The organism is Streptomyces sp. NPDC089424 (genome assembly GCF_044749345.1).
Classification (GTDB): Bacteria; Actinomycetota; Actinomycetes; order Streptomycetales; family Streptomycetaceae; genus Streptomyces.
The window spans coordinates 1086281-1100353 of record NZ_JBIVHU010000001.1; the positions used below are offsets into that span (position 1 = coordinate 1086281).

Consider the following 14073-nt stretch of genomic DNA (forward strand, 5'->3'; position numbering starts at 1 on the left):
TCAGCCCCGCCAGATCTTCTCGGCGTCGCGCTGCCAGTCGGTCAGGATGCCGCCGACGGACTTGGGCTGTGCCAGGAACTTGGTCAGCGCGGTGTCGGCGCTCGGCTGGAGGGCGTCGCTGGAGTCCCGGTTGAAGAACTGGGTGATCTCGCTGGCCTCCGCCACGTGGGCGCGGCCCTTCTTCACCAGGTCGGTGCCGGCGTCCTTCGCGTCCGGGTGGCACGGCAGGGCGGTGCCGGAGGACCCCTTGATGTATATCTCCTGGGCCTCGGCCGTGGCGAGGTAGCGCAGCAGGTCGACGACCTGGTCGCCGCGGCCGGTGCGGGCGCTGGCGAAGTAGCCGTCGGTCGGGGCCTCCTCGGCCAGCGGGACCTTCGGGTCGATGACCGGGAACCGGAAGAAGTCGATGTCGTCGAGGGCTTCCTTGGGCGCGGCGTCGGCGAAGAAGGTGCCGATCAGCATCATGCCGGTACGGCCGTTGAGCAGCGAGGTCGTGGCGTCCTGGAAGGCGACGGCGGTGCCGTTCGGATCGAAGTACGGGTGCACCTCGGTCCAGCGGTCGAAGACCTTGCGGACCTCGGGGTCGTCGAAGCGGTGCTCACCGGCGAGCAGCTTGCGGTGGTAGTCGGCCCCGTTGATCCGGATGTTCAGGTAGTCGAACCAGGCCGAGGCGACCCAGGGCGTGTTGCCGCCCGCGCCGAGCCCGATGGGGTCGATGCCCTTGCTCTTGAGCTTGTCGCACAGGTCGAGGAAGTCGTCCCAGGTCTGCGGCTCGCTCACGCCCCACTTGGCGAAGTGGGACTTCCGGTAGAACATGCCCCACCAGTAGTACGTGGTGGGCACGAAGACCTTCTTGCCGGAGCTCGCCGTGCACAGGCTGTTCAGGGCCTTGGAGTACTTCTTGAGGTCCGGCGACTCCCAGACCTCGCCGAGGTCCAGCAGGAGGTCCTTCTTGGCGTACGCTTCCGCGACCGAGCCGGGGTACCAGGTGTACACGTCCGGCGGGTTGGCGGAGGTGAGGTACGTCGGCAGCTGGGTGCGGAAGGTCTCCGCGGCGACGGTGTTGAGGGTGGCGCTCCCGGACCCCTTCTTGCCGTACGCGGCGACGAGGTCCTCCATCGCGGCCTTGGCCTGCGGCGCCGAGAGGTTGGACTGCAGGGTCACCGCGCCGCCGGAGGAGCTCTTGCCGGAGGGGGTGGAGGTGACACAGCCGCTGAGCAGCGCCGTCGTCCCGGCGGCGCCGAGCCCGGCGAGGAACCGGCGCCGGCTGGTCTGGTGGTTGGTCATGGAGAACTCCTTGCGGATCCGCGCGGGTTGGGCCGCAGCCGTCAGGGGTGGGAGGGCCCCCCTCGCGCGGATCCAGGTTCGCGTGGCACTCCCGCCACGTCAAGAATAATTACTAATTTATTTGAACTGGGTTGAAGGTGCGGGCACATGACGCGGGCCGCGCTGGGGAGGGGCCGTCGGCGTCACGGCGAAGACTGTGGCGTGCGGTCGCCACCCTGTCAACATTAATTCCTAATTTAATAGAAAGTGGGGGCAGGGCGGTTCCGGAGGGTTGACAGGAGACCTCACGCGCCGGAGCCTTTGGCCGTCATACGTTCCCGTCCGAGGCGGCGGCAGCGAAACGGCCGCGCAGTGGCGTACCACTGCGCGGCCGCGCCGCCCGTCCAGGGATGCGGTGACCCGCCCGGGACTCAGCCGCCGGACCGCGCACCGCAGGTCCCGGGCCGGGACACGACGTCCCGGTCCGCCGAGGAGGCCACCAGCACCAACGGTGTGGCGGGGGCCTTGCGGACGACCGTCATGGACACGGCGGCCACCAGGGCCAGCACGACGACCCCGGCACCGTAGATCGTCGTCGTCGTGTCCAGGCCGAGCGACGGCACGGCGAGCCCCGCGAGGACGGCGGGGACGCTGAGGGCCAGATAGCTGACGACGTAGACGGAGGCGATCAGCTTCGCCCGGTCGCCGGGGCCCGCCAGCGCCGCGAGTGAGCGGAAGGCGCTCAGGAAGGTGCTGCCGAAACCGGCGCCGGCGAGGGCCGTCGCGAGGAAGAACAACGGCGCCGAGGACGCGGCGAGGGCGAGCAGGGTCAGGCCGGTGCCGGCCGCGAGGGCCACGGAGCCGACGGCGATCACCCGGTGCGGCGTCCTGGTGTGGACCAGCAGGGAGGCCGCCGCTCCCGCGCCGAAGAGCGTCGTCACCACCAGACCGCCGATCAGCCGGTTCCCGATGTGCAGGCCCTCCGCGGCCAGCGAGGGGCCGAGCGCGAGATAGAGGCCGCCCAGCGCCCAGGTGGCGATCAGGGCGGGCGCCGCGGCCAGGAACGTCGTCCGGGCCGCTGCGGGCACGGACACCCGCGGCCGCAGCGAGGCCCAGGCTCCCCGGCGCGGTGTGACCGGCTCGGGCAGCAGCAGCATCGCCGCGGCGAGCAGCACGAAGAGCACGGTGAACAGCGCGAAGACCAGGGTGGTCGGAGCCGGGGCGTACTGCACCAGCAGCCCGGTGCCCAGCGCTCCGGCGGCCAGGCCGGAGGCGGGAGCGACGCTGTTCAGCAGCGGGCCGAGCGAAGAGCCGGGCGAGGGCTGGAGATCCAGCAGCCCGGCACTGAGGGCACCGGTCGCCGCGCCGGTCGCGAGGCCTTGCAGGGTCCGGGCGACCAGCAGCGGACCGACTCCGTCGGCGGTGAGGAACACGACCATGGAGGCGGCCTCCACGACCAGCGCGGCGGCCAGTACGGGCCGCCTGCCGACATGGTCGGAGAGCTCGCCGACGGTGAGCAGCGCCACCAGCAGGGCCACGACGTAGATCGCGAAGATCGCGGTCAGCACCGTCGGTGAGAAGCCCCATCGGGCCTGGTAGACCACGTAGAGCGGAGAAGGGGCGGCGGACGCGGCCAGCACTGCCAGCAGGGTGACGGCCAGCAGCCAGAAGCCGGCCGTGCGCGGTATCCGCCTCGCCGGGAGCTTGGGGTGCACGAGGTCTCTCCTCGGGGAGGTCGTGGGGAGCGTAAGGGTCAAATGTCTGTTGTTGCTTACGCGCCAACACGCGCGACCGCCGATGTAATCCCCTTCTTGGAGTAGACCCTGTGCACTACGGTGGCCAGGTGACCGGAACCCGAGGATCGGAGGCCGCGCGGGAGGTCCCCGCCACGGCCGCGGCGATCGTGGACCTGCTGAATTCACGGCCGCACAGCACCGCCCACCTCTTTCCGGAGGCGCTGGAGGATCCCGCTACGGCGAGCGGCGTTCTGAGTCCGTTCGCCGGGCCCGACGCCGGTCCGCCGTCACCGGAACGCCTCGCCGGGATCCGCGCGCTGCGCGAGATCCTCCTGCGCCTGGTCACGGCGCGGGACGCCGCCGAAGCGGCGGACGGCTGGGCGGACCTCTCCGACCATGCCGCCTCGGTCGCGTTGCGGCACGAGTTCTCGGCGCCCGGAAGGGTGCGGACGCGCCAGGTCGCCGGTGACCCCGTGCTCGGCGCGATCACCCTGGCGGTGGCGGAACTCGTGGACGCCGGCACCTGGTCCCGGCTGCGCGTTTGCGCCAACGAACGCTGCGGGCACGCCTTCTACGACACGACCCGCAGCCGCACCCAGCGGTGGCACTCCTACGAGGTCTGCGGCAACCGGAAGAACGTTGCGGCCTACCGGGCGCGCAAGAAGGCCGACGGGGCGAAGGCCGACGGGCCGCGCTGAAAGCGGTGCGGACGGACGCGTGCCGTGCCTGAGCCCCACGCCGTCACGCCGCCGACGGATCCCGCGCAAAAGACCGACAACGCGCCGCGCCCCCGTGCGGACCGCGCACCGGAATGTCCTCCCCGCCGTCAGTCCTGGGCCGGTGCGGACCTTGCGGGGCTCCATGCACTGATCAGAGTGATCCGCGGCCCCCTCTGACACTCCTTTGTCGAGCAATTACGAAAACGGCGCGATATCTTGCGTTCACTTGTCGGGGGTGGTTGAGTGTGGCCCGCCCCACAACGCATCAGCCGTCCGGTGGTGGGGCGACCTCCACGTTCATGCCCGAAGGGGTCCACCATGAGAAGTGCCCGGTTCCGCCGTACCCGCCGCGCCGGCGCGGTCGCCCTCGTCTCCGCCCTCACGCTGACCGCGCTCGCCGCCTGCGGCACGAGCAGCAGCGACGACAACGACGGCACGTCCGAGGGGAGCGGCGCGTCCGATCCGTCCGCCCCGCTGGACCCGAAGACGAAGGTCACCATCACCATCGACTGCATGCCTCCGGCGGCGAAGGCGGCGGAACTCAAGGAGTGGAAGGAGGACGTCGCCGAGTTCAACAAGACCTACCCGAACGTCACCATCGAGGGCCGCTCCACCCCCGGCCAGTGTCTCGAGCCGCCGCGCTTCACGGCCATGCTCAAGGCCAAGTCGCAGCCGGACGTGTTCTACACCTACTTCACCGACCTGGCGCAGGTGCTCGACAACGACGGCGCCGCCGACATCACCGCGTACGTCAACGACAAGTCCGTGCCGGCGCTGAAGGACATCGACCCCAACGTCCTCGGCTCGCTCAAGCACGAGAACAAGCTCTACGGCCTGCCCACCAGCAACTACACGATGGGTCTGCTGATCAACCGCAAGCTCTTCGAGCAGGCCGGCCTCGACCCCGACAGCCCGCCGCGCACCTGGGAGGAGGTGCGTGCCGCGGCCAAGAAGATCGCCGGCCTCGGCAACGGCACGGCCGGCTTCGGCGAGTACAGCGCGGGCAACACCGGCGGATGGCACTTCACCGCGCAGATGTACAGCCTCGGCGGTGACATCGTGGACGCGAGCGGCAAGAAGGCCGCCTTCAACAACGAACTGGGCAAGCAGGTCGCCGAGAACCTCCACGCCATGCGGTGGGAGGACGACAGCATGGGCAAGACCCAGCTGCTGAAGTGGGGCGACCTCCAGAAGCAGATCGCGACCGACAAGCTCGGCATGTTCCTCGCCGCCCCCGACGACATCGCGTACATGGTCCAGCAACTCGGCGCGAAGTACGAGAACTTCGGCATGGGCCCGATACCCGGCGGCAAGAACACCCTGGCCGGCGGCAACAACTACATGATCAAGCAGGGCATCTCGGCCGACAAGATCAAGGCCGCCGTCGCCTGGCTCAACTTCAAGAACCTCACCGTCGGCAAGGGCCAGTTCGACTGGGCGCGCGCCAAGGCGGACGGTCTGCCCGTCGGTGTCCCGCAGCCCAACTTCTGGCTGAACGAGTCCAAGGCCAAGGACGACGCCGCGCGCGCCGAGCACGCCACCATGCCGGTCGCCAACTTCAAGACGTTCATGGACAACCCCGTCGCCGGCAAGGCCGAGCCGCCCAAGGCGCAGGAGATCTACAAGGTCCTCGACAACGTGATGTCCGGCATCCTCACCAACAAGGACGCCGACGTCGACAAGCTCCTTTCCACCGCCGAGGCGCAGGTCAACCAGGTCCTGGCCAACCAGTGACCTGACCGGGCGGGCCGGCCCACCGGGCCGCCCGCCCGGCGGCAGCCCTCCGGCAGCAGACAGGCACGTTCAGTACCGAGGAGCGACGATGTCGGCCCCCAGCCTGACCCCGAGCAAGGCGGGACCTCCCCGCCACTCCACGCCGCGCGCGACGGGCCCCGTACCGCCCGGTGGCCGGTTCGCCAAGAGCCTGCGGCGCAATCTCACAGCACACGGCTTCCTCGTCGGAGCCGTCGTCTGCTTCGCGGTGTTCTCCTGGTATCCCATGGTCAGGGAGTTCCTCCTGGCCTTCCAGAAGACCGAGAGCGGGCAGACGACCTGGGTCGGACTGGAGAACCTCACCACCGTCTTCAACGACCCGGCCTTCTGGCAGGCCTGGCGCAACACGCTCCTGTTCACCGTGCTCGCACTGGTCCTCGGCTTCGCGGTCCCGTTCGTCGTGGCGGTCGTCATCAACGAGTTCCAGCACGGACAGGGATACCTCCGGCTGCTGGTCTACCTGCCGGTGATGCTCCCGCCGGTCGCCTCCGTCCTGCTCTTCAAGTACCTCTACGACCCCGGATACGGGCTCCTGAACGAGCTGCTGAGCTTCCTGCACCTGCCCCAGCAGCAGTGGCTCCAGGACCCGGACCTGTCCATGCTCTCCGTCGTCATCGCCTCGACCTGGATGAACATGGGCGGCGCCGCGCTCATCTACCTCGCCGCCCTGCAGGGCATTCCCGGCGAGCTGTACGAGGCGGCCGAGCTCGACGGCGCGGGACTGTTCCGCAAGATCTGGCACGTCACCATCCCGCAGACGCGTCTGATCCTCTCCCTGATGCTGCTGATGCAGGTCATCGCGACGATGCAGGTCTTCGTCGAGCCGTTCCTGCTCACCGGCGGCGCCGGCCCGGAGGGGTCCACGACCACCGTCGTCTACCTCATCTACCAGTACGCCTTCAACTTCAACAACTACGGCGCCGCGGCCGCGCTCGGTCTGCTCCTGCTCGTGCTGCTCGCCGGGTTCTCGGCGGCGTACGTGAAGCTCAGCCGCGCCGAGGACGAGTAGGCCAGGAGAGAGACAGAGAGAGACATCATGTCCACGCGTACGCTCATCTCGCCGGCCCAGCGCGCCAAGCCCCGTGCCAAGGCCGTCTACTGGACCGTCTTCACCGTGGTCGTCGGCGGCTTCACCCTGGTCTTCCTCGGACCGCTGTACTGGCTCGTCTCCAGCGGTTTCAAGGACGCCCAGGAAGTCATCCGGACACCCCCGACGCTGGTGCCGGGGAGCTTCACCCCGGAGAACTACAGCCGCGCCTGGGAGGTCATGGACCTGTCCTCCCTGCTCTTCAACACCCTCTACTACGCGTTCGGCGCGCTCGCCTTCCAACTGGTCCTCGACGTGGCGGCCGCGTACTCGCTGTCCAAACTGCGCCCGGTGCTGGGCAAGGCGATCCTCGGGATGATGCTCGCCACCCTGATGATCCCGGCGACCGTGCTCGTCGTCCCGCAGTACCTGACCGTCCTGGACGTGCCGATCGTCGAACGGAACCTGCTGAACACGCCGTGGGCGATCTGGCTGCCGTCCGTCACCAACGCCTTCAACATCTTCCTGCTGAAGAGGTTCTTCGACTCCATCCCGAAGGAGCTCCTCGACGCCGCGGCGATGGACGGGGCGTCCCCGATGCGCACCCTGTGGTCGATCGTGCTGCCGATCTCCCGGCCCATCCTCGGCGTGGTGTCGATCTTCGCGGTCGTCGGCGTCTGGAAGGACTTCCTCTGGCCGATGCTCACCCTGCCCGACCCCGCGAAGCAGACGCTCAACGTCGGCATCTACTCGCTGTCCAACGGCGTCCCGGTGAACGTGCTCATCGCCGCGCTGACCATCGCCTCCCTGCCCACCCTGCTGATCTTCCTGGTCTTCCAGCGCAACATCATGAGCGGTCTGACCGCCGGCGGCCTCAAGGGCTGACGCCCGCACGCCCGGCCCACCGTTCCTCCCCAGCCTTCGCCGCCGGCCTGTCCGACGCCCCGCTGTCCGGGTCGGCGGCGAAGATCCACCCTGCCCGAAAGGACATGCCCCGTGGCAGCCCCTCACTCGCCCCGCACCGACGCCTGGTGGCGTGACGCCGTCATCTACCAGGTGTACCCCCGCAGCTTCGCCGACGGCGACGGCGACGGTACCGGGGACCTCGCGGGCGTCCGGGCGAGACTGCCGTATCTCGCCGAACTCGGCATCGACGCCGTCTGGTTCACGCCCTGGTACGCCTCCCCGATGGTCGACGGCGGTTACGACGTCGCCGACTACCGCGCCATCGACCCGGCCTTCGGCACCCTCGACGAGGCCGAGAAGCTCATCGCCGAGGCCGCCGCCCTCGGTATCCGGGTCATCATCGACATCGTCCCCAACCACGTGTCCGACCAGCACACCTGGTTCCAGGAGGCGCTCGCGGCCGGACCCGGCAGTGCCGAGCGGGAGCGCTTCCACTTCCGTCCCGGACGCGGACGGAGCGGCGAACTCCCGCCCAACGACTGGCCCTCCCAGTTCTCCGGCACCACCTGGACCCGGGTCCCCGACGGCGACTGGTACCTGCACCTGTTCACCCCCGAGCAGCCCGACCTCAACTGGGCCCACCCGGACGTGCGCAGGGAACACGAGGAGGTGCTCCGCTTCTGGTTCGAGCGCGGTGTCGCGGGAGTACGGATCGACTCCGCCGCCCTGCTCGTGAAGGACCCCGCGCTCGCCGACTTCGTGGAGGGCGTCGACCCCCACCCCTACATCGACCAGGACGACCTGCACGTCGTCTACCGGTCCTGGCGGGCGATCGCCGACGAGTACGGCGCCGTCTTCGTCGGCGAGGTCTGGCTGCCCGACGCGGAACGCTTCGCCCGCTATCTGCGCCCCGACGAACTCCACACCGCCTTCAACTTCAACTTCCTCACCTGCCCCTGGGAGGCGGAGCGGCTGCGCGCCACCATCGACGCGACCCTCGCCGAGCACGCCCCCGTCGGTGCCCCGGCGACCTGGGTCCTGTGCAACCACGACGTCACCCGCACCGTCACCCGCTACGGGCGCGAGGACACCGGCTTCGACTTCGCCAAGAAGCGGTTCGGCACCCCCACCGACCTCACCCTCGGCACCCGGCGCGCCCGCGCCGCCGCCCTGCTCACCCTCGCCCTGCCGGGGTCCGTCTACCTCTACCAGGGCGAGGAACTGGGCCTGCCCGAGGCCGACATACCGCCGGCCCGTATCCAGGACCCCATGCACTTCCGCTCCGGCGGCCTCGACCCGGGCCGCGACGGCTGCCGTGTACCGCTGCCCTGGGAGGCCGAGGCACCGTCGTACGGCTTCGGCGCCTCGTCGCAGCCGTGGCTGCCGCAACCGGAGGACTGGGACCGCTACGCCGTCGACCGGCAGCGCACCGACCCCGGGTCCATGCTCACGCTGTACCGCGAGGCCCTGATGATGCGCGGCTCCGAACCCGGATTCGGCGACGGCCCCCTGACCTGGCAGCCCGCCGCGGACGGCGTCCTGTCCTTCGCCCGGGCCGGTGGTCTGCTCTGCGTGGTCAACCTCTCGGACCGGCCGGCCGAACTGCCGCCGCACACGCGGCTGCTGCTCGCCAGCGGCCCGCTGCACACCGACGGAACGCTGCCGCGGGACACGGCGGTGTGGCTGCGGGCCTGACCCGGTGACGGAAGCGTTCTGTCCGCGCCGCAGGGGGGCGCGGACAGAACGCTCCGCGGGGTGCCGGGGCGCTGCCGCCGTGAGCGGACCGGCGGATTCCGCAATGGAAAGAGTGCAATCCACTTGCACATCTTGCATTGGATTTGCGCTACCCTTGCGTGTATGACGCGACGACTTGCTCAGGTGGCGAAGAAAGTGGGTGTCAGCGAGGCGACGGTCAGCCGTGTCCTCAACGGCAAGCCCGGGGTCTCCGAGGCGACCCGTCAGTCCGTGCTCACGGCCCTCGACGTCCTCGGGTACGAGCGGCCGACCCAGCTGCGCGGCGAGCGCGCGCGGCTCGTCGGACTCGTGCTCCCTGAGCTGCAGAACCCGATCTTTCCCGCGTTCGCCGAGGTCATCGGTGGTGCGCTCGCTCAGCAGGGGCTGACTCCCGTGCTGTGCACACAGACCCGCGGAGGCGTCTCCGAGGCCGACTACGTGGACCTGCTGCTCCAGCAGCAGGTCTCCGGAGTGATCTTCGCCGGAGGCCTCTTCGCGCAGGCGGACGCCCCGCACGAGCACTACCACCAGCTGGCCGAGCGCAAGATCCCCGTCGTCCTCATCAACGCGTCGATAGAGGGGCTCGACTTCCCCTGTGTCGCCTGTGACGACGCCGTCGCCGTCGAACAGGCCTGGCGTCATCTCGCCTCGCTCGGCCACGAGCGGATCGGCCTGGTCCTCGGCCCCGCCGATCACGTGCCCTCGCGCCGCAAGCTGGAGGCGGCCCGGGCCGCGGCGAAGGTCGCCGGCATGCCGTGGGCCGAGGAGTTCGTGGAGCGGTCCATCTTCTCCCTGGAGGGCGGGCAGGCCGCGGCGGCGCGGCTGCTGGAGCGGGGGGTCACCGGCATCGTGTGCGCCAGCGACCCGCTCGCCCTCGGGGCCATCAGGGCCGCCCGCCGGCGTGGGCTCCTGGTCCCCTCCGAGGTGTCGGTCATCGGCTACGACGACTCCGCGTTCATGACCTGCACGGAACCGCCGCTGTCGACGGTGCGTCAGCCCATCGAGGCCATGGGGCGCGCGGCGGTCGATCTGCTCTGCGCCCAGATCCAGGGGACCCAGGCCCACCCCGGCGAGCTGCTCTTCGAGCCCGAGCTCGTCGTCCGCGGATCGACGGCTCCGCCGCCCGTCCGCTGACCCTTTCCTGAAGCGCGTCACCCGAACGGCACCGGTATCGCCGCCGCCCCGAGCGGCCCCGATACCGGTGCCGTTCGTCGTTCCGCTGCGCAGGTCGTGCCGTGTGCATGACGGAACCGTTGACAAAGCCATCACGCAGTAGAAACCTGTCACCCTGGCGATGCAAATGAGTCACAGATTTACTCAAGAAATCGTCCTACCGTCGCCGTTCCTTATTGGAGTCATGCTGGGTCCCGCGCGTGACCTCCTCGTTCCTCGTCCAGGACGTCGCGTGCGCACGGTCGCATCCGAGCCCGGGGGAGGGCGAGAGGTCATGCGCTGCGCCCGGATCGTGGAGAGGCCACCATGAGACGGACACATCCGAGCAGGCGACTGGGGGTCGGTCTGCTGACAGCGGGCCTGATCACCGTCGGGCTGCTACCCGCCCCCGCGCACGCCGCGGCGGAGACCAATCTCGCCCTCGGCAGAGCGGCGACGGCCCAGGGAGCGCACGGCGCCTACCCGGCGGCCAACGTCACCGACGGAAGCCAGCAGTCGTACTGGGAGGGCCCGACCGGCTCCTTCCCGCAGTGGGTGCAGGTCGACCTGGGCGCCCCCCTGCCCCTCGACCGCGTCGCGTTGAAGCTGCCCACCGGCTGGGAGGCGCGCTCCCAGACGCTCGCCGTCCTCGGCAGCACCGACGGAAACTCCTTCAGCACCCTCGCCGCCGGGCAGGCGCGCTCCTTCACCCCGTCCGCGGCCAACACCGCGAACATCGACCTCCCCACCGCCACCGCCCGGTACGTCCGGGTCCAGGTGTCGGCCAACTCGGGCTGGAACGCGGCCCAGTTGTCCGAGCTGGAGGTCTACGGCGAGGACGACTCCGGCCCGGTCGACCCGCCGGTCGAGGGAACGAACCTGGCACGCAACAAGCCGATCGAGGCCACCTCCGCCACCCAGAACTACGTGGCCTCGAACGCCAACGACGACAACACCGGCACCTACTGGGAGTCGGCGGGTTTCCCGGCCGGCCTGACGGTGAAGCTCGGCTCCGACGCGGACGTCGAGGCCGTGGTCGTCAAGTTGAACCCGGACCAGATCTGGGGTGCCAGGACCCAGTCCCTGGAGGTCCTCGGCCGGGCGGACGGCGCCTCCGGCTTCACCACCCTCAAGTCCCGTGCCAGCTACGCCTTCAGCCCGTCCTCCGGACAGAACTCCGTCGTCATCCCGGTGACCGGCCGCGTCGCCGACGTCCGGCTCACGTTCTTCTCCAACACCGGCGCCCCCGGCGCGCAGGTCGCCGAGTTCCAGGTCCTCGGCAAGGCCACACCCCAGCCGGACCTCGTCGTGGGCGACCTGACATGGACCCCGGCCTCGCCGAGCGAGGCCGACGACGTGACGGTCCGCGCCACCGTGCGCAACACCGGGACCGCGCCCGCCCCCGCGACGACCGTCAACGTCAGCGTCGAGGGCGCCGTCGCCGGATCCGCACCGGTCGCCGCGCTCGCCGCCGGCGCCTCCACCACCGTCGGCGTCCCCGTCGGCCGGCGCCCCATGGGCGCGTACACCGTCTCGGCCGCCGTCGACCCGACGGACACCGTCACGGAACTCGACAACAGCAACAACAGCCGCACCGCGGCCACGAAGCTGACGGTCTCCCAGAGCCCCGGCCCCGACCTGCGGGTCACCGGCATCACCACCAACCCCGCGGCGCCCGCGGCCGGCGCGCCCGTCTCCTTCACCGTCGCGGTCAACAACCGCGGCACCAGCGCCGTCCCCGCCGGCACCGTCACCCGCCTCACCGTCGGCGGCACCACTCTCCAGGGGACGACCGGAGCGATCGCCGCCGGGCAGACGGCCACCGTCACCATCGGCGGCACCTGGACGGCCACGAACGGCGCCGCGACCCTGACCGCCACGGCCGACGCCACCGCAACGGTCGCCGAGACCGACGAGAACAACAACGTCTTCGCGCGCTCCATCGTCGTCGGGCGCGGCGCCGCGGTCCCGTACACCGAGTACGAGGCCGAGGACGCCCGCTACAGCGGAACGCTGCTCACCGCCGACAAGAAGCGCACCTTCGGGCACACCAACTTCGCCACCGAGTCCTCCGGCCGCCAGTCGGTCCGCCTCAACAGCACCGGTGACTATGTGGAGTTCACCTCCACGAACGCCGCCAACTCCGTCGTCGTACGCAACTCCATCCCCGACGCCGCGGCCGGCGGCGGCCGCGAGGCGACCATCAGCCTCTACGCCGACGGCACCTTCGTGCGCAAGCTGACGCTGTCCTCCAAGCACAGCTGGCTCTACGGGTCCACCGACGACCCGGAGGGTCTGACCAACCGGCCCGGCGGCGACGCCCGGCGCCTCTTCGACGAGTCGAACGCCCTGCTGAGCCAGTCGTACCCGGCGGGCACCAAGTTCCGTCTGCAGCGGGACGCGGGCGACACCGCCGACTTCTACATCATCGACCTGATCGACCTGGAGCAGGTCGCGCCCCCGGCCGCCAAGCCGGCCGCGTGCACCTCGATCACCGAGTACGGCGCCGTCCCCAACGACGGCATCGACGACACCGACGCGATCCAGCGCGCCGTGACCGCCGACCAGAAGGGCGAGATCGCCTGCGTGTGGATCCCGGCCGGTCAGTGGCGCCAGGAGCAGAAGATCCTCACCGACGACCCGCTGAACCGCGGTACCCACAACCAGGTCGGCATCCGTGACGTGACCATCCGCGGCGCCGGCATGTGGCACTCCCAGCTGTACACCCTGACCCCGCCCCACCAGGCGGGCGGCATCAACCACCCGCACGAGGGCAACTTCGGCTTCGACATCGACGAGAACACCCAGATCTCCGACATCGCCATCTTCGGCTCCGGGACCATCCGCGGCGGTGACGGCAACGCCGAGGGCGGCGTCGGCCTCAACGGCCGGTTCGGCAAGAACACCAAGATCAGCAACGTCTGGATCGAGCACGCCAACGTCGGCGTCTGGGCAGGCCGCGACTACTCCAACATCCCCGAGCTGTGGGGTCCGGGCGACGGCCTGGAGTTCACCGGGATGCGGATCCGCAACACCTACGCCGACGGCATCAACTTCGCCAACGGCACGCGCAACTCGACGGTCCACAACTCCTCGTTCCGCAACACCGGCGACGACGCCCTGGCCGTCTGGGCGAGCAAGTACGTCAAGGACACGTCGGTGGACATCGGCCACGACAACCACTTCCGCAACAACACGATCCAGCTGCCCTGGCGGGCCAACGGAATCGCCGTCTACGGCGGCTACGGCAACACGATCGAGAACAACGTCATCGCGGACACCATGAACTACCCGGGGATCATGCTGGCGACCGACCACGACCCGCTGCCCTTCTCCGGGCAGACCCTCATAGCCAACAACGCGCTGCACCGCACGGGCGGGGCGTTCTGGGGCGAGGCCCAGGAGTTCGGCGCCATCACGCTCTTCGCGCAGGGACCGGACATCCCCGGGGTCACCATCCGCGACACCGAGATCCACGACTCGACCTACGACGGCATCCAGTTCAAGACGGGTGGCGGCGCGATGCCGAACGTGAAGATCAGCAACGTGCGCATCGACAAGTCCGTGAACGGCTGCGGTGTCCTCGCGATGGGCGGGGCCCGGGGCAGCGCGACCCTGACGGACGTGACGATCACCAACTCGGCGGAGAGCGACGTCTGCGTCGAGCCGGGCTCGCAATTCGTCATCGACCGCAACTGATCCACCGCACCGGTGCGGCGGCCCGCTCCCTGCGGGCCGCCGCGCGTCAGATCCGGACACC

General features: G+C 69.9%; 9 protein-coding genes. 7 read left to right on the forward strand and 2 right to left on the reverse strand.

Going from position 1 to position 14073, the window contains the following annotated elements:
* A complete protein-coding gene (locus ACIP2X_RS04820) occupies positions 1-1287 on the reverse strand; it encodes an ABC transporter substrate-binding protein (RefSeq protein WP_401667490.1) in 1287 nt (428 codons plus the stop codon).
* Between the two features lie 410 nt (positions 1288-1697).
* Complete coding sequence (locus ACIP2X_RS04825) at positions 1698-2981, reverse strand: MFS transporter (RefSeq protein WP_401667493.1); 1284 nt, start codon at positions 2979-2981, stop codon at positions 1698-1700.
* A 128-nt stretch (positions 2982-3109) separates the two neighbouring features.
* Between ACIP2X_RS04825 and ACIP2X_RS04830 the strand changes: the two genes are divergently transcribed.
* The 7 genes from ACIP2X_RS04830 to ACIP2X_RS04860 all read left to right on the forward strand — a co-directional run bounded on the left by ACIP2X_RS04830 (position 3110) and on the right by ACIP2X_RS04860 (position 14012).
* A complete protein-coding gene (locus tag ACIP2X_RS04830; RefSeq protein ID WP_401667495.1) occupies positions 3110-3700 on the forward strand; it encodes a CGNR zinc finger domain-containing protein in 591 nt (196 codons plus the stop codon).
* Between the two features lie 339 nt (positions 3701-4039).
* Positions 4040-5455, forward strand: coding sequence for an extracellular solute-binding protein (locus ACIP2X_RS04835; RefSeq protein WP_401667497.1), 1416 nt, complete (start codon positions 4040-4042; stop codon positions 5453-5455).
* A gap of 88 nt (positions 5456-5543) precedes the next feature.
* Positions 5544-6503: a carbohydrate ABC transporter permease gene (locus ACIP2X_RS04840; protein WP_401667499.1), complete on the forward strand. Its 960-nt coding sequence runs from the start codon at positions 5544-5546 to the stop codon at positions 6501-6503.
* Between the two features lie 27 nt (positions 6504-6530).
* Positions 6531-7406 (forward strand): carbohydrate ABC transporter permease, encoded by an 876-nt coding sequence (locus tag ACIP2X_RS04845; protein WP_401667502.1) that lies wholly within the window; start codon positions 6531-6533, stop codon positions 7404-7406.
* A gap of 111 nt (positions 7407-7517) precedes the next feature.
* Entirely contained in the window at positions 7518-9122 is a 1605-nt protein-coding gene (locus ACIP2X_RS04850; protein WP_401667504.1) for an alpha-amylase family glycosyl hydrolase, read from the forward strand.
* A gap of 162 nt (positions 9123-9284) precedes the next feature.
* A complete protein-coding gene (locus ACIP2X_RS04855) occupies positions 9285-10295 on the forward strand; it encodes a LacI family DNA-binding transcriptional regulator (protein WP_401667506.1) in 1011 nt (336 codons plus the stop codon).
* 345 nt (positions 10296-10640) lie between these two features.
* The gene (locus ACIP2X_RS04860) at positions 10641-14012 is read left to right on the forward strand and encodes a CARDB domain-containing protein (RefSeq protein WP_401667509.1); all 3372 of its coding nucleotides are present in this window, start codon (positions 10641-10643) and stop codon (positions 14010-14012) included.
* Positions 14013-14073: the final 61 nt, after the last annotated feature.

Excerpts from the sequence above, each read along its gene's own strand:
- ACIP2X_RS04855 (WP_401667506.1), top strand. The coding sequence starts at position 9,285 with ATGACGCGACGACTTGCTCAGGTGGCGAAGAAAGTGGGTGTCAGCGAG.
- ACIP2X_RS04840 (WP_401667499.1), top strand. The coding sequence starts at position 5,544 with ATGTCGGCCCCCAGCCTGACCCCGAGCAAGGCGGGACCTCCCCGCCAC.
- ACIP2X_RS04820 (WP_401667490.1), bottom strand. The coding sequence starts at position 1,287 with ATGACCAACCACCAGACCAGCCGGCGCCGGTTCCTCGCCGGGCTCGGC.
- ACIP2X_RS04860 (WP_401667509.1), top strand. The coding sequence starts at position 10,641 with ATGAGACGGACACATCCGAGCAGGCGACTGGGGGTCGGTCTGCTGACA.
- ACIP2X_RS04835 (WP_401667497.1), top strand. The coding sequence starts at position 4,040 with ATGAGAAGTGCCCGGTTCCGCCGTACCCGCCGCGCCGGCGCGGTCGCC.
- ACIP2X_RS04845 (WP_401667502.1), top strand. The coding sequence starts at position 6,531 with ATGTCCACGCGTACGCTCATCTCGCCGGCCCAGCGCGCCAAGCCCCGT.